Source organism: Streptomyces sp. NPDC002698 (assembly GCF_042888945.1).
Taxonomy (GTDB): Bacteria; Actinomycetota; Actinomycetes; order Streptomycetales; family Streptomycetaceae; genus Streptomyces.
Window position 1 is genome coordinate 57,653 of the sequence record NZ_JBIAQM010000021.1, and the last position, 20,800, is coordinate 78,452.

17 protein-coding genes and 3 pseudogenes are annotated in these 20,800 nt (G+C 67.4%); 5 read left to right on the forward strand and 15 right to left on the reverse strand.

Annotation, left to right across the window (positions count from 1 at the left end):
* The first annotated feature begins 74 nt into the window (after positions 1–74).
* Positions 75–668 carry an isopentenyl-diphosphate Delta-isomerase gene (idi, locus tag ACFYW9_RS26495; protein WP_326784322.1) on the forward strand — a complete coding sequence of 198 codons (594 nt, stop codon included), beginning with the start codon at positions 75–77 and terminating at the stop codon, positions 666–668.
* 16 nt (positions 669–684) lie between these two features.
* Here idi and ACFYW9_RS26500 read toward each other — a convergent pair whose 3' ends face one another.
* Positions 685–1,185, reverse strand: a complete 501-nt coding sequence (locus ACFYW9_RS26500) for an ATP-binding protein (protein ID WP_326790709.1) — start codon at positions 1,183–1,185, stop codon at positions 685–687.
* Positions 1,186–1,483: 298 nt separating this feature from the next.
* Between ACFYW9_RS26500 and ACFYW9_RS26505 the strand changes: the two genes are divergently transcribed.
* A complete protein-coding gene (locus tag ACFYW9_RS26505; protein WP_389155068.1) occupies positions 1,484–2,227 on the forward strand; it encodes an enoyl-CoA hydratase/isomerase family protein in 744 nt (247 codons plus the stop codon).
* A gap of 407 nt (positions 2,228–2,634) precedes the next feature.
* Here the strand turns inward: ACFYW9_RS26505 and ACFYW9_RS26510 are convergent, their stop codons facing one another.
* The 10 genes from ACFYW9_RS26510 to ACFYW9_RS26555 all read right to left on the reverse strand — a co-directional run bounded on the left by ACFYW9_RS26510 (position 2,635) and on the right by ACFYW9_RS26555 (position 14,098).
* Positions 2,635–3,333 (reverse strand): SDR family oxidoreductase, encoded by a 699-nt coding sequence (locus tag ACFYW9_RS26510; RefSeq protein ID WP_389155071.1) that lies wholly within the window; start codon positions 3,331–3,333, stop codon positions 2,635–2,637.
* A 623-nt stretch (positions 3,334–3,956) separates the two neighbouring features.
* Positions 3,957–5,033 carry an alpha-hydroxy acid oxidase gene (locus ACFYW9_RS26515; RefSeq protein ID WP_389155074.1) on the reverse strand — a complete coding sequence of 359 codons (1,077 nt, stop codon included), beginning with the start codon at positions 5,031–5,033 and terminating at the stop codon, positions 3,957–3,959.
* Positions 5,034–5,166: 133 nt separating this feature from the next.
* Positions 5,167–6,471 carry a PLP-dependent aminotransferase family protein gene (locus ACFYW9_RS26520; RefSeq protein WP_389155078.1) on the reverse strand — a complete coding sequence of 435 codons (1,305 nt, stop codon included), beginning with the start codon at positions 6,469–6,471 and terminating at the stop codon, positions 5,167–5,169.
* A gap of 39 nt (positions 6,472–6,510) precedes the next feature.
* On the reverse strand, positions 6,511–7,437 hold the full coding sequence (locus ACFYW9_RS26525) for a prephenate dehydrogenase (protein WP_389155081.1): 927 nt from the start codon (positions 7,435–7,437) through the stop codon (positions 6,511–6,513).
* Complete coding sequence (locus tag ACFYW9_RS26530; RefSeq protein ID WP_099944317.1) at positions 7,422–8,339, reverse strand: phytanoyl-CoA dioxygenase family protein; 918 nt, start codon at positions 8,337–8,339, stop codon at positions 7,422–7,424. The genes ACFYW9_RS26525 and ACFYW9_RS26530 overlap by 16 nt, the downstream gene beginning before the upstream one ends.
* Before the next feature lie 52 nt (positions 8,340–8,391).
* Complete coding sequence (gene hppD, locus ACFYW9_RS26535; RefSeq protein WP_389155085.1) at positions 8,392–9,456, reverse strand: 4-hydroxyphenylpyruvate dioxygenase; 1,065 nt, start codon at positions 9,454–9,456, stop codon at positions 8,392–8,394.
* A gap of 106 nt (positions 9,457–9,562) precedes the next feature.
* Positions 9,563–10,069, reverse strand: a complete 507-nt coding sequence (locus ACFYW9_RS26540; protein ID WP_351870631.1) for a flavin reductase family protein — start codon at positions 10,067–10,069, stop codon at positions 9,563–9,565.
* Between the two features lie 193 nt (positions 10,070–10,262).
* Positions 10,263–11,507, reverse strand: coding sequence for an acetyl-CoA carboxylase biotin carboxylase subunit family protein (locus ACFYW9_RS26545; protein WP_389155088.1), 1,245 nt, complete (start codon positions 11,505–11,507; stop codon positions 10,263–10,265).
* A gap of 267 nt (positions 11,508–11,774) precedes the next feature.
* Positions 11,775–12,833, reverse strand: coding sequence for an LLM class flavin-dependent oxidoreductase (locus ACFYW9_RS26550; RefSeq protein ID WP_389155091.1), 1,059 nt, complete (start codon positions 12,831–12,833; stop codon positions 11,775–11,777).
* A gap of 20 nt (positions 12,834–12,853) precedes the next feature.
* Positions 12,854–14,098 (reverse strand): ATP-grasp domain-containing protein, encoded by a 1,245-nt coding sequence (locus tag ACFYW9_RS26555; protein WP_389155094.1) that lies wholly within the window; start codon positions 14,096–14,098, stop codon positions 12,854–12,856.
* 765 nt (positions 14,099–14,863) lie between these two features.
* Between ACFYW9_RS26555 and ACFYW9_RS26560 the strand changes: the two genes are divergently transcribed.
* Entirely contained in the window at positions 14,864–15,736 is an 873-nt protein-coding gene (locus ACFYW9_RS26560) for a LuxR C-terminal-related transcriptional regulator (RefSeq protein ID WP_389155097.1), read from the forward strand.
* A 616-nt stretch (positions 15,737–16,352) separates the two neighbouring features.
* On the opposite strand, the gene ACFYW9_RS26565 is transcribed toward ACFYW9_RS26560, so the two are convergent.
* Complete coding sequence (locus ACFYW9_RS26565) at positions 16,353–17,507, reverse strand: MFS transporter (RefSeq protein WP_389155100.1); 1,155 nt, start codon at positions 17,505–17,507, stop codon at positions 16,353–16,355.
* Between the two features lie 454 nt (positions 17,508–17,961).
* Between ACFYW9_RS26565 and ACFYW9_RS26570 the strand changes: the two are divergent.
* Positions 17,962–18,147: pseudogene (locus ACFYW9_RS26570) on the forward strand (transposase); the annotation flags it as partial.
* A gap of 73 nt (positions 18,148–18,220) precedes the next feature.
* Here the strand turns inward: ACFYW9_RS26570 and ACFYW9_RS26575 are convergent.
* A pseudogene (locus ACFYW9_RS26575) lies at positions 18,221–18,421 on the reverse strand (XRE family transcriptional regulator); the annotation flags it as partial.
* A 160-nt stretch (positions 18,422–18,581) separates the two neighbouring features.
* Between ACFYW9_RS26575 and ACFYW9_RS26580 the strand changes: the two are divergent.
* Positions 18,582–19,031, forward strand: a complete 450-nt coding sequence (locus ACFYW9_RS26580) for an SRPBCC family protein (protein WP_389155103.1) — start codon at positions 18,582–18,584, stop codon at positions 19,029–19,031.
* A gap of 195 nt (positions 19,032–19,226) precedes the next feature.
* Here ACFYW9_RS26580 and ACFYW9_RS26585 read toward each other — a convergent pair.
* Positions 19,227–19,925, reverse strand: a pseudogene (locus ACFYW9_RS26585) (IS3 family transposase); the annotation flags it as partial.
* Positions 19,926–20,017: 92 nt separating this feature from the next.
* A complete protein-coding gene (locus tag ACFYW9_RS26590) occupies positions 20,018–20,653 on the reverse strand; it encodes a DJ-1/PfpI family protein (RefSeq protein ID WP_389155106.1) in 636 nt (211 codons plus the stop codon).
* Positions 20,654–20,800 lie beyond the last annotated feature (147 nt).

Consider the following 20,800-nt stretch of genomic DNA (forward strand, 5'->3'; position numbering starts at 1 on the left):
AGAGTCGCGAAGTGCCGGGAGTGCCGGTTTCGTACGGCAGACTTGGTGCTGGAAAACCGATGCGAAGGATGGGTATGCCGATCACACCTGCCACCGCGACGCACAGTTCGTCGAACGGCACCGCTGAAGCGATCTTGCTGGAACTGGTCGACGAGGACGGCAACACGATCGGTACGGCGGAGAAGCTCGCGGCCCATCAGGCCCCGGGACAGCTGCACCGGGCGTTCTCGGTGTTCCTCTTCGACGAACAGGGCCGGCTGCTGCTCCAGCAGCGCGCGCTCGGCAAGTACCACTCCCCCGGCGTCTGGTCCAACACCTGCTGCGGCCACCCCTACCCGGGCGAGGCACCCTTCGCGGCGGCGGCCCGGCGGACGTACGAGGAGCTCGGGGTGTCACCGACGCTGCTGGCCGAGGCGGGCACGGTCCGCTACAACCACCCGGACCCGGACTCGGGCCTGGTGGAGCAGGAGTACAACCATCTGTTCGTCGGAATGGTGCAGTCGGCGCCGCGGCCCGACCCGGAGGAGGTCGGTTCGACGGCCTTCGTGACCGCCGCCGAGCTGGCGGAGCGGCACGCGAAGGACCCCTTCTCGGCGTGGTTCATGACGGTGCTGGACGCGGCCCGTCCGGCGATGCGGGAGCTGACGGGTCCGTCCGCGGGCTGGTAGCCGGTCCGCAGGACGCTCAGACGCTCGGAGCGAGCGGCAGGGCGGCCCAGATCACCTTGCCGCCGCCCGCGGTGTACTCGACGTCGCACCCTCCGCCGTACTCCCTGGTCACCTCGCGCACCAGCAGCAGGCCCCGGCCTCCGGTCTGGCCGTGGTCGGCCTCCAGAGCGGTCGGACGGTAGGGGTGGTCGTCCTCGACGGACACCCGCACCCAGTCGGCGCCGACCGCGACCTCCACCGCGAGCATCGGCGACAGAAGCGCCGCGTGCTTGACGGCGTTCGTGACCAGTTCGGAGACGATCAACAGCAGTCCCTGAACGACATCGTCCGAGACCGGCACGCCCTGGCGGGCCAGCAGATCACGGACGGCGTGCCGCGCCTGCGGCACCGAGGCGTCGACTGCGGCGGCGGTGAACCGCCACACCCCCTCGTACGGCAGCGGTCCGGGCGATCTGACGTCGGGAGTCGCGACTCCGCCTTCGGGGCTAGGGTCGGACCCCCGCCCGAGGTTGTCCATCGTCCGGTCGCCACCCTTGCGCTCGATTGTCACCACACGTCGAGTGTTGGTAATGCGCCGGTCCGTACCGGTTGACTGAACAGAAGTCAGCAGTTATCGCCGATTTTTGATCGCGAATGCAAGACAAAGCCATTTCTATGACAACTCTTGCATCTTTCGTGCCGCCTTTCGAAACTCTTCGGGTTGTACGGGTTTGTCCCGGGACTGACACGATTCGTTCCCCACGACTCCGTCGCCCGCACGGCGGCCCGCGACCATGATCGGAGTGCGGCCGGCCGCTCCGGATAGCATCCGGCGTATGGAGCCGCAGCTGTTGCACCACGTCGGCGACGGGGTCGCCACCGTCGTCATCCACCACCCCGCCAAGCGGAACGCCATGACGACGCCGATGTGGCGGGCGCTGCCGCCGCTGCTGGACACGCTGAGCACGCGCGCCGACGTGCACGCGCTGGTACTCACCGGCGAGGGCGGCACCTTCTGCGCCGGGGCGGACATCTCGACACTGCGGGAGTCGCCGGACGAGGCCCAGAGCCTCGCCGTCCTCGCCGAGGAGGCGCTCGCCGCGTTCCCGAAGCCGACTCTCGCCGCGATCCGCGGCTATTGCGTGGGCGGCGGGTCCCAGCTCGCGGCCGCCTGCGACCTGCGGTTCGCGCAGGAGGGCTCGCTGTTCGGGGTGACTCCGGCGAAGCTCGGGATCGTCTATCCGGCTTCCTCCACGCGGCGACTGGCGGCGCTGGTGGGGCCCTCCGCCGCCAAGTACCTGCTCTTCTCTGGCGAGTTGATCGACACCGAGCGCGCGCTGCGCACCGGTCTCGTGGACGAGGTGCTGCCCGAGGGCGAACTCGACAAGCGGGTCGCGGAGTTCACCCGCGTCCTCGCCTCGCGCTCTCTCATGACGCAGGCGGCCGCGAAGGAGTTCGTGAACGGGCGCACCGACCGTGACGCCCACTGGACGCGGCAGGCGCGCGCCTGCGGCGACACCGCGGAGGGGGTCGCCGCCTTCCTCGAACGCAGGCAGCCGCACTTCACGTGGGCTCCCTGAGGGGTCGCCGGGCCCTTCGGGCAGCGCGTCGAGCGGGAGCGGGAGCCCCCGTCATGTTTTCGCGGTCCCGCAATGGGGCCACTGGCCTCCGGGCCCGGTATGACTGTGTCCCCTCTGTCGCACGGATGGCCTGGGGGGGTGGTGTCGCCGGGTCCGTGGGGTGCCGTCGGAGACGCTGACGGGAGACCCGGCCATCGCCCGGTCCGGCGCGATGCCGGACAGTTCGCGGGCGGCAGGTCTGCATGACGTGGATGCGCGAGCACGGTGCCACCGCCATGGCCGGCACGGTCAACGACACGGAGAGGGTGCGGTGTTCGACACCGACGGGATTCCGCGCCGAAGCCGCCTGACCACCCGATCCCGAAACCTCCCGGGGCCCGTCGCGTGCGGTTGACCGCCGAACGAGGTCAGTTGACCTGGCCGGCAGGACGCACGACGAGGTGGTTGATGTCCATGCCTCCAGGCTGATTGACGGCGAAGAGGATCGTCTCGGCGACCTGTTCTGCGGTCAGTGCCGGTGCTGCCTCGGGACAGCCGCCACGCTCGTCCCAGAACGGGGTGTCCACCACTCCCGGGGCAACGAGGGTGACGCCGACGCGGTCTTTGGCCACCAAGAGCCGGACGTTCTCGACCAGGGCGTGCGTGGCCCACTTGGTGACGGAGTACAGGTTGCCGGGCGTGTTCCTGGTTCCCGCGACCGAACCGACGATCACGATCCGGCCCTTGGACTCCCTGAGGTACGGGAGTGCCTCACGCACCAGCAGAGCCGGGCCGAGGACGTTGGTGAGAACCATGGCACGCATCGCCTGAGGGTCGTGGTCCTCCAGGGTGCCGGGCAGGGAGAACCCGGCGTTGGCGATCACCGTGTCCAACCGGCCCCAGACGTCCGCGACATGACTCACAGCGGAGGCGACATGGTTCTCGTCACTGGCGTCGCCGCCAATGGTCAGTAGCCGCTCCCCCGCTCCGGCTGAGGTGGCGAATGCGGCCAGCCGGTCGGCGTTGCGGCCGGTAATAGCCACGAAGTGACCTTGCTTGAGCAAGGCACGGGCAGCGGCCGCGCCGATTCCGCTCGAACCACCTGTGATCAACGTGACGGGTTCCATGGGGCGGCCTCCTCATTGATGGCGGCATCGACGACATGTCAGGGCTCGAGGTGTTGATCGGCCGACCGACGTGTGATCCGTGAACCACGCCAAGTTGCCGCCGAGTCCCAGGACGCTGCGGCAGACGAAGCGGCGGTCGTGCGGTCGGTCGGAGGGCATCTCAGTCATGCCATCGACGATCAACTGCTGAAAGTCGAACCGATGTTACTACTGTTACTACGCCACCAGGTCCTGTGACCTGTGGTCTTGGCAGGGTGTGTAGTGCCGGTCACGGGCACTCCCGGGCTTCAGCAACGAAACCTTCTAACCCAACTGAGAGGAAAGAAGGCTCACTTGTCCCACCGGTGCCGGCGGCATCGAGCCCAACGAGGGTCTCCTCGCGGAAGCGGCGCGCGGTCTCGGGGACTGCAGCACCGCGAGGTCCGCGAACCGCTTGGCGCTGCGCGGTTCGAGACCGGCGAGGATGTCCGGATCGGGGCGCAGCACCGCATGCGGTGGGAGCCTGCGCTCGCTGTCGAGCTCTGGCGGTCCCTGCCAAGCCTGGGCGAATACCTCCGGTCGGTCGGCGTTCCGGTGCCGTCATCGACGCGTCGACACAACAACTGTCCATTCGGAGCTGTGAATCAGCCTCGGTAGGAGACTCCCGACCGTCCGAAATCGGCGACGGACGGCGCGCCCGTCAAGGCCATGACTTCCTCGAACTCGTCAATGAGCAGTCGTAGGACGCCCGCGACTCCCTCGGCACCGGAATGCGACAGCCCCCACAGAGCCGGACGTCCGATCATGACCGCGTCCGCGCCCATGCACAGGGCCTTGGCCACGTCTGCGCCGTGCCGGATCCCCCCGTCAAGGACGACCTGGCATCTCCCTCCCGCAGCGTCCACCACCTCGGTGAGGCACTCCGGAGCGCTCTTGGCGAAATCGAGCTGTCGGCCGCCGTGATTGGACACGACCAGCCCCGAAACACCGTTCTTGACTGCCAGTTCGGCGTCCTCGCCCGTCAGCACACCCTTCAGCACCACCGGCAGAGACGTCACTCCACGCAGCCAGGCAAGGTCCTCCCAGGTGATCGAGGCGTCGAACTGCTCCCTCGAGTGCCGTGCGACAGCCGATTGCCCGTTCAGGCTCCGGTGGGAAGCGGCCATGACCTCCGGAGAGATGTTGACCGCTCGCACATCAGGCGGTACCACGAACTCGTTATGGGCATCGCGCGGGCGGAACGCGACTCTGGGTGCGTCGACGGTCAGCACCAGCGCCCGATAGCCGGCGGACTCGGCCCGGCGGATCAGATCCGTCATCGCCCCGCGGTCCTTGAGCCAGTAGAGCTGGAGCCACAAGGGGCCGCCGGCCGCGGCGGCGATGTCCTCAAGAGTCCGACTGGCGAACATACTCACCGTGAACAGCACGCCCGCGGCGCCCGCGGCGCGCGCCGTTGCCACCTCGCCCTCAGGGTGGGCGAGCCGATGGTAGGCCATGGGAGCGATACCCAATGGAGCCGCCAACTCGGTACCCAGTAGGGCGGTTGAGGAGTCGCAGCGAGAGACGTCGACGAGGCAGCGCGGCCGCAACTGAATCCGGTCCAAGGCTTTCCGGCCCGCCGTCAGCATCGACTCGGTGCCGCTGCCGCCTGCGAGGAAGTCCCAGACCGGTTTCGGCAGCCGCTCCTTGGCCGCGGCCTCGTAAGCGTCCAGATTCGGCACCTTGCATTCTCCATTCTCCGTGCGGTGGGCGGGTCGCCGGCACGCATGTGCCGTTGGGCCCAGTACTACAGCCGGACTTCCGCGTTTCCGCAGGTCGGGTACGCCGCCAGAAGCCCGCGTAACTGACGCGTCATCAGTACTGACCGGCTGTGCCGGTTGTCTGCGCGGTGATGAAGTCGGCCAACCTCGCAACGCCCTCGGTGATCTCCTGCGGGCTCTGTGAGCTGCACGACAAACGCAACTGACGAGTGCCGCCGCCGTCCAGATGGAAGTCGCACATCGGGGTCCACAGCACCCCGAAGCACCGCGCGGAGAGCTCGAGAGCCCGGTGGTCGGCGACGAAAGGGACGTCGACGACGACGAAGAAGCCGCCGTCGGGACGGTTCCAGCGGACTCCGGCCTCGGCCCGGCGTGCCGCGGGGAAGTGCCGCTCCAACTCGTCGAGCAGCGTGTCCATGTTGGTGCGGTAGTGAGCGACAGCGTGAGAGTTCGCGGTGCGAAGCCGACAGCCGCTTTCGACCAGCAGCCCGCCGATGACGGCCTGACTGATGGCCGAGGTATTCACCGTGGTCATGCTCTTGATCTTCGACAGTTCGTCCGTGAGCATCGTGCGCCTGCCGTTCGGGCCCACGACCTCCTGGTCGGCGATGATGTAGCCCACACGGGCTCCAGGAAGCGCGGTCTTGGCGAAGGAGCCCAGGAGTATCACACGGCGGCTGTGGTCGAGGGCCTTCAGTGTCGGGCGGGCTGATCCGGTTCGGACGAAGAACCCGTAGGGGTCGTCCTCCAGGACAAGCAGGTCTTCGTCAGCGGCCAACTCGAGCAGACGCCTCCGCGCCGCCGGACTCATGCTCGCTCCCGAGGGGTTACCGAAATCCGGGACCACGTAGAAGGCCCGGGGGTTTTCGCCTGCCTGCCTGCCGGCGTGGACAGCCGCGAGCACGGCTTCCGGATCGGGTCCGGCGGGGCCTTCAGGCACGGGGCGCACTCGGATGCCCAAGAGCTGGGCCGCACCGGTAATGCCCACATAGCAAGGTGAACTGACCAGCAGAGTGTCTTCGGGCCTGGCGAAGAGCGCCCTCAGGGTGAGGAGCAACGCCTCCTGGCAACCCGTCGTCACCACGATCGCTTCCGGCGGGACCTGTATTCCCTCGTCGTTGGCGATCGTCCTGGCAATCAGTTCACGGATGATGCCGCTGGTACGGCCGTACTGGAACAACTGGGTCCGCACCTGGTCACGTGACCAGCCGAGTTCCTTCTCGAGGTACGTGGTGTAGGTCTGTAGATGGCGTGCGAGGTCCTCGGGTTCGAAGCCGCCCTCGGTCGGCCGGCCCGGAGCGAAGGAAATCGCGTCCGGGAAGCGGCCGACGACCTCATTGAGGAAGGTCATCGCGTCGAGGACCGGGGCACTGAGCGAGCCGTGCAGGTCGGCGAGCAACAGGGCCTGATCTGGTGGCGCTCCGACTTGAGTCATGCCTCACACCCCTCCCGGTACGGTTGCATAAGTCCGGCTCGGGCCGGCTTCGTCCGTGCCGAACGCGGGGATCCGAGCCCTTCCCTGCACGCCGCGGAGCAGGACCGATGCGAGCCGATCCCTTGAGGCACTGCCTTGCTCCGGCTTCCGGGCGGTGCCCAGTGTGCGCAATGTGTCGACCATCAGCGCCACGTCGTGGGAGAACTCCGCAAGGACGTCGGCGACGGCCACGGCATTCGTGCCCAGAATGTCGGTCCACAGTTCGACGCAGCCTCCGGCGAGGCGGGTCACGTCACGGAGTCCCTGTCCTGCGAGCCCGAGCTGGAGCTGCTCGCCATGCAGCAGACGCGCCGCGAGCAGGCTCGACACCAGATGCGGGGTGTGGGAGACCAGCGCGACCGCCTGGTCGTGCTCCGCTTGGGTCATCACGACCGGCCTGGCCCCGCACAGCTCAGCCAGGTTCCGCGCGCGTTCGACCGTCTGCGCCCGGGTCTGCGGGGCCGGAGTGAGCACCCAGGGACGACCGTGGAACAGGTCAGCGCTCGCGGCCAGCGGACCCGACTGCTCCCGGCCGCCCATGGGATGACCTCCGACGAAGCGGGTCAGGTCACAGCCGGTCCGGGCCGCCTCCTGCTGGACCTGCTCCTTGACACTGGCCGCATCCGTGAAGTCATGTGCCAGCGCCCGATGCTGGTGTTCTCTCAGGGCCGCTGCAACGTACCGCGGTGGTACCGCGATGACCGCCAGGTCGACCGGTTCACGCGGACTGCCCGCGATGCCTGCCCCGAGCTCGGCGGCCGTGCGCGCCGCCTCCGGGTCGGTGTCGATCAGGTAGGTGGTCACGCCCCGGCCACGCAGGGCCAGGGCGATCGAGGTGCCGATCAACCCGGTACCGACCACCGCGGCACTACGCATCAGTGGTCGCTCCACAGCAGCGGGAGGTACTCGGGGTCGCTGTAGTCGGGAGTGCCCTCGGCCGTGCGGCGCACCAGCACGTCGTGGTTGTAGCCGACCTGGGTGCCGTCCGAGCGGAGGAACTCGCGGTAGTGGTTCTCGCCGTCCTGCAGGTGGAAGGAGATCGCGCGGCGCGGACGGTCGCTGACGTTGGCACCGCTGCCGTGGTAGGTGCGGCAGTGATGGAAGTTGACGTGCCCCTTGGGGATCGTGACCGGGATCTTGGTGACCTCCACGCCGTTGAACGCCGCGTTCTCCTCCAGCATCTGGTCCAGCTCGGAGCGGTCTCGCTCGGCGAAGTGCAGCGAGGTGGCGTCGTTGTCGGCGGTCTCCTTCCACAGGTGGCTGCCGTCGACCATGGTGATGGTGCCCATCTCCTCGCCGCAGTCGTGGAAGGGGATGAAGGCGGTCAGCATCCGCTCGGAGGTGGAGGTGGACCAGTAGTGGCGGTCGAAGTGCCAGGGCACGATGTTCGACTGCTCCTGCGCCGCCGGGGGCTTGTAGATGAGCGTCGACTGGAACACCCGGATCTGCTCGGCCTGGGCGAGGCGTGCGGCGACCGCGCCCAGCAGCGGCTTGCTCAGGATCCGGCCGATGGTGTCGTCCTCGTAGTGGATGTAGTCGTTGTGCCGCTGGACGTCGCCCTTCTCCGGCTCCCAGTAGGCCAGCTTGGGCGGGCGGACCGGCAGGGTGCGGTCGCGATGGCCTGCGTAGAAGCGCTCGCTGGCGGCCTCCAGCTGCTCTATCTCCTCGTCGGTGAACAGCTTCTTCGACAGGTACCAGCCGTGCTCCGCGTAGAAGGCGACGTCCTCGTCGGTCGGCAGCAGCGCGCGCTCCTCGTCGGTGAGGGCGAAGGTCTGGATGGCCTCGGTGGTCATGCTCTTCCTTACAGGTCGGTGGTTCGGTGGATGGACGGCGCCCTGAGCCGGGTCAGGAGACGACCTTCTCGCGGGCGACCGCCTCGTAGAGCGCCTTGATGTTGCCGCTGCCGAAGGTGCGGGCGCCGTGCCGGTCGATGACCTCCCAGAAGTACGTCTTCCGCACGTGCGGGGACTGGGTGAAGATCTGGAACACCTGGCCCCAGTGGTCCTCGTCGATCAGGACGTTGGTCCGGCGCAGGTCCTCGATCGCGAGCGCGGAGCGCTCGAAGCGCTCCTGCAGCTGGTCGTAGTAGGAGCCCGGCGTCTGCAGGAAGGTGACGCCCCGCTGCTCCAGGGTCTGCACGGTGCCCACGATGTCGTCGCAGAGCAGCGCCACGTGCTGGACGCCGGCGCCGCCGTGGCGGGCGAGGAAGGTGTCGATCTGGCCGGGCTGGCGGTCGGTGACCGGCTCGATCAGGGTGAAGGTCACCTTGCCGGACGGGCTCTGGACGACCTTGGAGTCCATCGCCTGGGAACCGACCTCGATGAACTCCTCGAAGATCTGCGAGAAGCCGAAGACGTGCTCGTAGAACGCGACCGTGGGGCGCAGCTGGCCCGCGGGCAGGCAGATCGCCGCGTGGTCCACGGTGCTGAGCAGCTCCTCGCCCGCCTCCGGGTCCGCGGCGATGATGTCCATCACCCCGGGCAGGAACTGCCTGCGGTCGCCGGTGCGCTGGACGAACCGGTGGGCCACGTCACCGAAGCCCAGGACCGCGGCGGTGACCACCTCGGTGCCGTCCTTGCTGTGGACGGTGGGCTGTTCGACGGCGACGGCGCCCCGCTCGACTGCCAGCTCGAAGGCACGGGTGGCGTCGTCGACCTCGAACGCGATGTTGGCGACGCCGTCACCGTGCTTCATCACGTAGGAAGCGGCTGGGTGGGTGGGGTTGAGGGCGGAGGTGAGGACGACCTCGATGCCGCCCTGGCGCAGCAGCAGCGAGCGGTGGTCGGCCTGTCCGGTCTCGGGGCCGGCTTGGCCGCAGATACGGAAGCCGAAAGCGGTGCAGAGGTAGAACGCGGACTGCTGGGCATCTCCGACGTAGAACTCGATGTGGTCTACGGCCCCGATATTCATGTAAAACCCTTCTGCTTCCATCGTCGACAGGAGGAAGTCGAGATGTCGATATATTTTCGGGAAGGGACTGCCTGTCGAATCAGGAGATTCGGGTGCGAACGTCGCACTAGGCAGTGGAAAACTCGTTCAGCGGCGACCAGACACCGTAGTCGCCCCGACGGTAGAGAAGTGGCTCGCGGTGGAAGGTCTCAGCGCCTTCCACCCGGCCTACGAAAAGCCAGTGGTCACTCACCTCGATCGCATTCTCAACCCTGCATTCCGCAATGCCGAGTGCGATTTCGGTGAGCAGCGGAGCGCCTCCGGCAACGGCCGAGGGGCGCCATTCGACATGTGCGAACTTGTCCGTGGCCTTGCTCGCGAACACCTGCGAGGCGTCACGCGCGGACGAGGAGAGGAAGTTCACCGCGAACGCCTGCGACGAAACAATCGCCGGCAACGTGCGGGACCCCTTGCCGACGGAGACCAGCAGCGTCGACGTCGCCGCCGACACCGAACAGACGGCGTTGCTGGTGAAGCCGTACGGCTCACCCGCTCCGTCCATTGCCGTGACGATGGCGATCGGAGTCGGGAACGAGCCAAAGAGTTCGCTGAAGCGTACAGAACCGACGTCCATCAAGTTCCCCCGCGGAGCAGCTCGTGAATTTTTCCTGGCAGGCCGAAGCGACCGACGGCCCCTGATGGTGCGGTGCGGCCCCCACCGCTTTTCGGCAGCGGTCGGTCCGCGATCGCGCCCGCAAGCGTCTCCTCCCGGGCGGCAGTCGTCGCTTCCGCCGCGCTCGGCCGGGCGGGGCCCGGTCCGGGATTCCTCACTGCGGCACCGGAGCGGTTTCGATCCGGAAATCGGCGACGATCTTCCGGATGTCCTCCGCCACGGCCGACTCGTCGCCGGTGAGGATGAACCGCCCGCTGTGCACCGCGTCGTAACTGCCGCCGGGCTGCATCACCTCGCCGGGGGTCGGTACCAACTCCCGCCAGATCGTGGCGAAGTGGTCCCGCATGGAGGTCACCGAGACGACCTCGGCCGGCAGTCCGGCGGGCTTCGGGATGATCAGCCAGCCGCCGGACGGGTCGCCCGTCTGCGGCGGGACCGTCGCCCCGCCCTCACACAGGGCGTCCAGCCAGAGCTCGAAGAGGTTGACCCCGAAGAGCTTGTCCGTGAGGTACGGCACCTCGGCCCCGCCGATCCGGCCCGCGATCTCCAGGAACACCAGGTCCCCCTCGGCCGTGACGAAGAGCTCGAGGTGGAACGGCATGGAGCTCATGCCCAGACCCGACACGCACTGCCGGGCGAACTCGTGCACACGGTCGCGCAGCGGGGAGTCCTGGACGACGACCGAGCCGAGCGGCTGCCGGCCGGCCTCGAAGGCAAGGCAGTCGCCGATGTAGCGGGACACCGCCATGAACGGGATCTGCGAGTCCTCGCCGACAAACCCGTCCACGTGGTAGATCGGCCCGTCGATGAACTCCTCGAGTTCGTAGTCCCCGGTGTCGATCTGGTCCAGCAGCGTCGTGAGCGTGGCCTCGTCCTCGATGCGGTGCACCCCCCTGCTCCCCGCGCCGGACAGCGGCTTGAGTATCAGTGGGAACCCGAGCACCCGCGCGAAGTCCACTGCGGATTCGGCGTTGTCGCAGGAAGCGAACCGAGGCACGCGGACACCCGCCTTCGCCACGGCTTCTTTCATCCGCAGCTTGTTCCGGTAGAGCGCCACGTCCTCGGGTCGCGGACCGGGGATGTCGAGTGCCGCGCGAACTTCGGCCGCGATACCGAGCGTGGCCTCCGACACGGCGACGAGCCGGTCGACCGGGCCGACGTGGTCCGCGGTCTTCTGAACCGCTCCGCAAACCGCCTCGAAGTCGTTGAGGTCTTCGACCTCGACCAGGTCGGCGATCTGCTCGGGATCGGCAAGGACTCCGGTGGCGCCGACCGCGTCGACCACGTAACTGACCTGGTGCCGCTCATGGTCGATGAGCTCCTCGAAGCGGCCCATCGAGAAGTCCCAGCGCGGCCCCTCCTGGAACCTCGGCCACCGGTTGATGACGACAATGTGCATGATTACTCCTCCGTAGCTGTCCACGTATGCGATCGCCAGCTTTGGCGCAGGTCAGACGCGCAATTCAGTCGGGTGAGGTACGTGAACAGCCACGCTGCTCCGTCACTGCGGCGTCGGCCTCGACCGGCACCGTCCGCGGGGTGAACTCGATCGCTTCTTCCGGTTCGTCACACGTATGCGTGGCGAGCACCGCAGGGCTTCGTTTCGCGAGATTGCACGGCCGCCTGGCTACGGTCCGGGCAGCGCGCAGGTGGTCGCCCTGCTCGCTCAGGACGCCTCTGCCTCAAGACGGCGAATCAGGGGAGCCACATGAGTGAAGAAGTTCCTCATCTCGTCCCGGGTCGGCCACCCCGAGAAGATGAATTCACTGATGCCCGCGGCCTTGTAGCTGTAGATGTACTGGGCCACCTCTTCATAGCTCCCGACGATGCACAGGGCCGGACCCCCGCGGTAGGCCACGGCACCCGTCCAGATGTAGGGCGAGAGCCATTCGTCGACCGCGGAGTTCGCCAACTTGTAGGAGGACGTGACCGCCTCGGAGTCGGTGGTGCTGAGCGCCCGGCGGACCCACTCCTTGTGGTCCTCGTTCGGATTGCGCACGAGCTCGGCGAGCTCCGCCACGGCTTCCTCGCGGGTGGGACGGGCCAGCACGTGCATGCGGGTACCCACGCGGCACCCGCCCTCGACGAGCGGCCGGCCGGCCTGTGCCAGCGCCTCAGGGGTGTCTCCGTAGCGCAGCCAGCAGTCCCCCAAGGCCAGCGCGGTCTGCTGCGCCACGGCCGACGCCCCGCTGAGGTAGATCTGCGGCCGCACTCCCCCGCTGTATCCGAGGCCGAGCTCCGCGTCCTTGAGTACGTAGTGCTGCCCGTCGTAGCTCAGCGGTGACTCGCCCTCCCAGAGACCCCGGAGGATTTCCAGGAACTCGTTGCAGCGCGCGTACCTCTCGTCATGGCTGAGGAAGTCGCCGTATCCGGCCTGCTCCGCCGGAGAGGTTCCGGACACGATGTTGAGGGCGATGCGCCCGTCCGTCATCCAGGAGAGAGTGTTGACGACCTGCGCGAAGAGCGGCGGCGCCATCAGGCCCGGCCGATAGGCGAGCATGAACCTGACACGATCAGTGACCTGCGAAAGCGCCCCGATCACCGGGATCGGATCGGGAAGTCGCTTGGAGATCCCGAACAACAGGCTGTCGACGCCGAGTTCATCAGCCTCCTGGACGAAGTCCCTGACTTCCCCCATGTCGAGCTTGCCCATATTGTAAGGATCCGTGGGCTTCGCCTGTCCCGTGTCGGGCGGCGAGCACCAGTGGAGGCGCAGGGGGTTCATGTTCGATCCTTCCTTCTGTGTCAGGTGCTGACCACGCGTACGCGGTCACCGATCTCGGACCAGCGCTCGAGCGCCTCTTCCGGGGAGTCCGCGGTGAAGACGACGGCCGCGATCCGACAGCTGTAGTCCGTCTCATCGGTCTTGATGCCGGCGCCCGGTTCGATGAGGACGTGGCCCCCCACCACCCACGGCTCGGACGTCAGCTCGTCCCAGCCTTCGAGTCGCGCGTACGAACCTGCGCCGCCCGCGGTCAGGAAACGAATTCCCGTCGCCTTGGCGACCGGCTCGCCATGCGCCGCCGCGCTCCGGGGATCCGCGCCGGTGATGTCCGCGAGGACCTTTCCGGGCAGCCTGAGGCCGGTGACCATCTCCATGAGTTCGGTGATCTTTCCGCCGGGCAGGCGCGCGGCCACCTCGATAAGTACGGGGCGCCCCTCACTGAGGCGCAGTTCGCAGTGGAACGGCCCCGTCGTGATCCCCACCGCCTTGACGACATCCACGGCGTACGACGCGAGTTCGTGGCGGACAGCCTCGTCGAGCGGCGCGGGCGTGAGATGCCCCAGCTCCAGGAACCGAGGCTCGGGACCGAGCAGCTTCCGCGTCACCGCCACAACGGTGACTTCGCCGCTGCTGACGTAGCCGTCGGCGCTGTACTCCGTTCCGGCCACGTACTGTTCGACCATCACATCGGCGGTCAGCGGCCGGTCGAACTCGAGTCCCTCCTCGGCGTGGATCGCAGACACCGCCCGGCGTGCCTCTTCGAAAGAGTCGACGCGCGACACGTGAACGCTCCCGCCGGAATCGACCGGCTTGATGACTGCGGGGAAGCCCACGTAAGCACATGCCGCATCGAGTTCCGCCAGCTCACGGACCACAGTGAACCTCGGTACGTGCAGGCCGGCCGCAGCCACCGCCTCGAGCATCCTCGCCTTGTGCCGGACCTGGTCCACGGCCGTGCCGGCCAGACCGGGCAGCCCCAGCCGGGCGGACAGTCGGGCGGCCGCAGGCACGTAGTACTCGCCGCCGGCGACAACAGCATGAATGGCGTTCCGCTGGTGGGATTGGACGACGGCAGCCTCCAGGACATCCCCGGAGTTGGTATCCGTCATGATCATCTCTGTCGCGGCAGATCGCACGGACTCGGCGACTCTTCGGCCTTCGGCCTCATAGGAGGCCACCACGACGTCCCAATCGAGAGAACGGGCATGAGCGATATAGGCGTTCGCGGAGAACGCGGGTTGCACCACCAGGACGCGATAAGGCATAGGGTTTCCTCGAGTTCTAGCTCTGAGCTCGGCCATGGTTCACCTGACGAGAAGTCAGACCTCAGCGCATTGAGGATTACCGCCGTTCACAGCCACCATTGACGGAGAACTGAAAGTAGACCGGCACGCGCACTCCGAGAAGTCCCCCGAAGTCGGTGGGCAACAATCCACTCGGCGGAGCGGCGGCTTCTCGCGCTCCGGCGCATCGGGCAGCGGGAACCCGCCGCGCTCTCCGCGCGGTCAGGGTAAGAAGAGCGTCACACTATTCCAGCCGACATCGTCAGCCAGTACCACACTTGCACCGACCGCAGACGCCGGAGTGACGGACGGCGAGAACGAGCCGCACCCAATAGCTGTCGCCACTGCCACACCGGCGATGCTGCCGATGAACGCGACACGTACGGTGCGCTTCACACGAGTCAAGATTGCACTAACATGCATGATGCATTTATCCATTCACTGCACCCCATTGGGCGCGAGGTAGAAGGTCGGCTTGGCCCCAGCCATCTCGATAGCTGTCCACACATCCCATTCGAGTGAATTGCGCGCCCGACCTGCAGCAAAGCTGACGATCACAGTCGAGGCAGAACAGCACATTCGCGTCTCCCTCAACTTTTCCATTCGTTTCCATCAAATTCAGTACACGAATATCCAGGCGGCAATCAAGCTCTGACCTGCACCCAATCCTTCCTGCACCACCCCCGACCAGGCCAGACGCTAAGATGGCTCCGGTTCACGCACTGCCGATCTTCACGGGGGTCCAATATGGAAAAAGAAGGAAAATGGGAAGGGCTCACGACAGGGTTAGCCACCGTGGGTGATGAGATGGGCACTGAGAGTCGCGGCCGACACGCTGATCAGCCAAACGCTCTGACGAAGCCGGAAGAGTTCGCCCGGCAAATGGCCAAACACTTGACGGACTTGAGCAAACTCGTCGATGAGCAGGCCAGCCGACTGCGCGACGTGTCGCACACAGCCACCAGCAGGAACTCGGATGTCCGCGAAATTCACGGCCTATCCACCATCGCTCAGGCCATCGATGACGCCCTGTCGGGCTCACGGCGGGAAATTCTTACCGCGCAGCCGGACGGCCCTCGCCCGAGGGAAGTTCTTGACGACGCCCTGGAAAGCGTGCGGCGTCACTTGGCCGCCGGCGTCGTCATGCGTACTCTCTATCAACACACGACGCGTTTCGACGAGGCGACAAAAGAGTACGTCCAAAAGGCAATAAGCCTCGGAGCTTCGGTCCGGACGCTCGACGAGTTCTTCGACCGCCTGATCATCGTGGACGACGTCGCCTTCATCGCGGCGAACGCGGACCGCACCTCTGCGGTCGCGGTGAGCGAGCCGGCCGTCGTCGGCTTTCTCCGTGACATGTTCAACAGGTCGTGGGATCGGGCAAAGCCCTTCCCGTTCGTCCCGAATTACGCGGCGATGGCAGCAAAAGAAGTCATGCCCGCAATGCGTGACTCGATCAAGCGCCTGCTGATCAACGGCTACCCGGACAAGCAGATAGCTCGGCGGCTCGGCATCAGTGAGCGGTCGTTGCAGAGTCACATCGCCACCATGAAGCGAGAGCTCGAGGCACACAACCGGATGCAGATGGGCTATCTCTGGGGCAGAGGCGAAGGCCGGTAGGACGGTCCGAGAGGGCGAACCACGGCGGCATGTCCGATTCGCCGAGGTGTCGTCGACTGCCGATGATGCGAGGCGAAGCGTCATCTGCTCGCATGCGGGATGCCCGGGCGGATCCGAGGTTTGCGGGCGGCGTTCTCGGCGCGGCGGGTTCGGGCAGGCCGGCGAAGGTCGACCCGGCCGCGCTGACGCTGCTGGTACGGCCGTGGCCCACGGGCTCGTCTCGGCAACGAAGTGACCGTGCCATCGTTGCGCAAGGCCGCCGGCGACTACCTGGCGCCGCGCCGCTCATTCGGGTTCGAGCTGGACGAGCCGGGCAAGCTCGGCATCCGGCTTGCCGACAGCCCGGACGCGGAAGGCGCCGGGCCCCTCGCGGTCGGGCATGCGCTGCGGTGGGCCACGGCGCCGGGCGCGTGGCCCTGCCGGCACTGCCGAGGCCGAGTGCCGCACGCGGATTCGCAAGCTGCTCACATGCCATCGACGCCCGGCAGGAGCTTCTGCCGGCAGGCATGCTGCCGCACGGCTACCGGCGGGTCCCGACGTTCTGGTTCAGCGACGCCGACACAGCCGGGCCGATGTCGGCCGCGGACGCGCGACCGTCGGCGCTGCACGCAGCCACCTACTCGGCCTTGCCCGGGTCGATCCAGCGGAGCGAAGTCCCGGCGATGGCGAAAACCGCGCCGAGGGTCAGCCAGCCCCATACCGGGAACTGCAGTACGCCGCTTGTCATCACCACCGGTGCAAGCGATATCGCCGTGGATGTCCCTGACTGGAACAGGCCCTGGTAGGCGCCGGCCTGGCTGTCGGGGGCGAGGTTGTAGCTCAGCGTGGTACTCGAGGCCGCGAAGTACACCTCGGCGATCGTCATGACCAGCGTCGCTCCCAGGACCAGGACAGTCGCCGCGATCGCCGACCCGGATCGTGACGCGACGCAGACCGCGCAGCCCAGGGCCAACAGCCATCCGGCGCGCTCGCCGACCCGGATCGCGCCGACACTGTCCTCGGTACCTCTGCTGAGGCGAACCTGGAGCAAGGCGACGAGGGCTGTGTTCATCACGAGCGCCACCGCCACGATCTCCCGCGGTGCGCTCGTCTCGCGGACCACCCACAGCGGCAGGCCGACTTCGAAAATGCCGAACTGAAGCGCCAGGACGGCGCATATCGCACTGAACAGAACATAACGCCGATCTCGTAGCACGCCCGAGCGTCGGCCATCCTGCCCGGTGGCCGCGGCGGCGGTCGCCCGGGCGATCGGAAGGCCGGCCAGCATGGCCGCCGCGACGACGAAGGTCAGACAGTCGACGACGATGACGGCAAAGTAGGCGGTAGCCGTGTTCACGGCGAGCGCAAGGCCGCCGACGCCCGCGCCGAGCCCGACCCCGACATTCGCCAGTGCTCGAAGCTTCGCCCGCGCCTTGACCACACCCTCCCGCGGCAGCGCTGTCGCCAGCAGTGCCCGGTACGCGACCACTGACCCGCGATCCACCGCGGTGATCGGGCAGATCAGCATGAGGAACAGCCAGAACGAATGAACTTGCGTATAGCCCAAGATCCCCACGGCCTCCGCGGACCAGAGGATCATCAGCACACGGCGGGCACCCCAGCGGTCGCAAGCCCGGCCGAAGGGCACGGACGCGAGGATGCCGCATACGCCGCCGGCAGCCAGTCCCGTGCCGAACTGGCCCGCCGTCATGTCCCCGACGTGCGTGAAGAACAGCGCACTGTTCACCCGGAACAGACCGTTGCCGAATGTGTTGATCAGCGTCAGAGGCACGAGCAGCCTGGCCGCACGGTTAGCGGGCGCCCCGGAGGCTTCGGCCCGGGACGCCCGCGTCTTGGGTAGCGCAGGCATGAGGGAGCGGATTCCCACAGAGTTTCCTCGAATTTCTAGCTCTGAGCTCGGCTATGGTTCACGTGACGAGAAATCAGACCTCAGCGCGATGAGGATTACCGCCGGCGAACCCCGCAGCGATCAAGCTCCGACCTGGGCCGGTCCGCTCGTTCGAGGTACGTGAACAGCTACCCCGCCACCTCGAACCTCAAAGAGGACCTCCGGCCCAGGGCCAATCCTTCCTCCACCGCCCCTGAGCAGGCCAGGCCCCAAGAGGGCTCCGGTTCCTGCACTGCCAATGTTCGCGGGGTCCGAAGAGGTCATTTTCATCTTGAATGCGGCGCTTTGAGTTCGCTCTGCCTCTCGGGGTGTCCCCGGGCGGCGGTAAGCCCAGATCATGGCTGACCGTGGTACGTATCCGAGTGATCTGCCCGATGCCCGCCGGGAGTTGATCGAGCCGGCCCTGGCAGCGTGGCGCTTCGAACGTCGTGGCCGGGCCCTGGACTTCGGCCGGCCACCGGAGCATGACCTGCGCGAGATCATGAACGCGATCCTTTACGTGGACCGCACGGGCGTGGCCTACAGCGACCACGGCCTGGTCGTCTTCCTCGCAAAGGCCTGCGTCACCGACGCGCATACAGGATCTCTCGCCGAGTTCACCGCAGACTCCCGGCCTGCGGCGATCGGTGAGACTCGGTGCGTATGTGCGCACGCACCTCTTGCAGGCCGAACAGGATGAGAAACTCAACCACGCCGCCGTCGGCGCTGCCCAGCCGGTGAGGCAGGGACGTGTCGAACTCGGCCGCCTCACCGAGCGGCAGTGTCAGGTCGCGCTCGCCGATCACGAGCCGCAGCCGTGACCTTCTCCTCGTAGCGTAGAGACCGTGACTGCAGGGGAAGTTGAGGGTGGCTCTCGCCCCCCCCAGATCAACGTGTGCCCGGCCGACCGCTACCGCGTCCACCGGGTCTTTTTCGGCCGGGGACGCAGCCCGCATCCACTCACAGGAGCTCTCTACCGTGCACACATACGACGTCACAGTGACCACCAGCGCCTCGCCGGACATCGTCTGGAAGCTGCTGGTCGACGCCGCAAGCTGGCCACTGTGGTCCAAGGTGGACAGTCTGGACACGACACGGTCGGTCGACCTCGACCCCGGCGGCGACGACGGCGTCGGTGCCGTCCGGGCTTTCCGCACGGGACGCATCGTGACCGGGGAGCGGCTGACTGAGAAGGTCGAGCGACGCCTCTTGGGTTACGAAGACGCGTTCAACTCGTCGATGCACAACTATCACGCGCGCATCGAGCTGAAGCCGACAGCGGGCTCAGGCACGGTCATCCACTGGTACGGCGAGTACGAGACGAGCTGGCTGTTGCGCTGGGTCATGCCGCGCTACCTCCAGAAGTTCATGCAGGGCATGGCGGAAGGGCTGGCCCGCTACGCCGAGGAGTGCGGGCCGGCTCAGTGACGCCTACGCCGCAGCGCGCGTTCAGCCAGGGCTCGCCCGAGCATCGCGGCGGATCACCCGGGAGTCTCGTACACAGCCTGGACGGGGTCAGGCACCTCGGTGCGCACACCGGATCGACCCCGACTTGATCGGCGGCGAACCCGATCACCTCAGCGGTCACCATGCCCGCGTGCGGACCAGTCGGGGCGGCCGCACGGCCAGTTCGACCCGGGTCTTCCACCGCCGGCGGTTGAGCAGCTCGATCTGCGTCGAGGACCAGAACGATTCCGTCATCGCGTTGTCCAGGCCGTCCCCGACGGTGCCGAACGAGGGTGGAGTCCTGTTTTGAGTCGATGGACCAGCCCACGATCCTGCGGCTGAACGCGTCCAGGACCGCCGCGCAATAGACCCGTCCTTCCCTGGTGCGGTGCTGCGTGATGTCGGTGACCCACAGCTCGTCGGGACGCAGCCGATGGACCTTGCGATTGACCAGGTCCTCGGCGGTGACGATGCCACGCAGGCGCTTCACGCGCACCGGACCGGGCAGTCCGTGGATCCCGGCCTGCGTCATCAGCACCGACACGGTCCTGGAGCAGACCTGGATGCCCATGCCCGGAGTGAGCTCGGCGTGGACACGGCGGTAGCCGTAGGTGCCACGGGAGGCGACGTGGACCTCCCGGATCAGCCCGGTCAGCCAGGCCCGCCGTAGCTGCCGCGGTGTGGTCGGGGTGCGCTTGTGCTTGTAGTAGTTCTGCCGGGTGACGCCAAGGATCCGGCAGCACCGGTCGACCGGTGCCCCGGCATCGACGAGTCGGTCGATCACCGGGTAGAGCCTTTTGGGCGGGGCTTGTCCTCGTCAAGGAACTTCGCCGCCTGCCGGACGATCCCCAGCTCGGTCTCCAACTCACGGATCCGCCAAGGACTGTCAGTCAGCCACCGGAACTGGAACCCAGGGCCTGGGGCAGGTCACACATCCTTGACGAAGGACATAGAGACACCCCCCGCGGCTACGTCAGGAGGAAACGGCTCTTGTTCCGGAACTCCTCGACGAGGTGGGCTGGTGCCTTGTCCGGGGACCCGGCGTCGTAGGGCGGCTGCGGGTCGTACTCGGTCAGCAGCTGGACGGCCTGGGCGTGTTCGTCCCCGGCGATCCGGCCGAGCAGGGTGAGGCCCATGTCGATGCCGGAGGAGACTCCGGCCGAGGTCACGTACCGGCCGTCGAACACCACCCGCTCCCCCGTGGGCTCGGCACCGAACCGCTCCAGCTGGTCGAGGGCCAGCCAGTGGGAGGTGGCCCGGCGGCCCTCCAGGAGCCCCGCCGCGGCGAGCAGCAGGGACCCGGTGCACACCGAGGTCGTCCAGAGGCTGGTGGCGTCGGCCGCCCGCAGCCAGTCGAGCAGCACCCGATTGTCCATCTGGGCACTCTGGCCGGGCCCTCCCGGTACGACCACGATGTCCGGGTGCGGAACCTCCGCGAGGCTCTTGTCCGCGGTCAGCGCGAGCCGGCCGGTGTCGGAACGGACCGGGCCGGGGCGCTCGGCGACGAACACGGTGTCCGCTTCCGGCAGCCGGCCGAGCGTCTCGTACGGGCCCACGGCGTCCAGGGCGGTGAAGCGGTCGTAGAGGACGATGGCGATCTGCATCGGGGTCCTTCCGTCGAAAGGGTGCGCTGCGGGGTGCGTGGGGTGCCGGCGGCATCAGGGAGCCGCCCGGTAGGGGCATGGGGCGCGGCGAGGAGCGGGGCAGGGCGTACCAGGGGTGGGGTGTCGGCCCGCGCGAGGTGGCGGGGG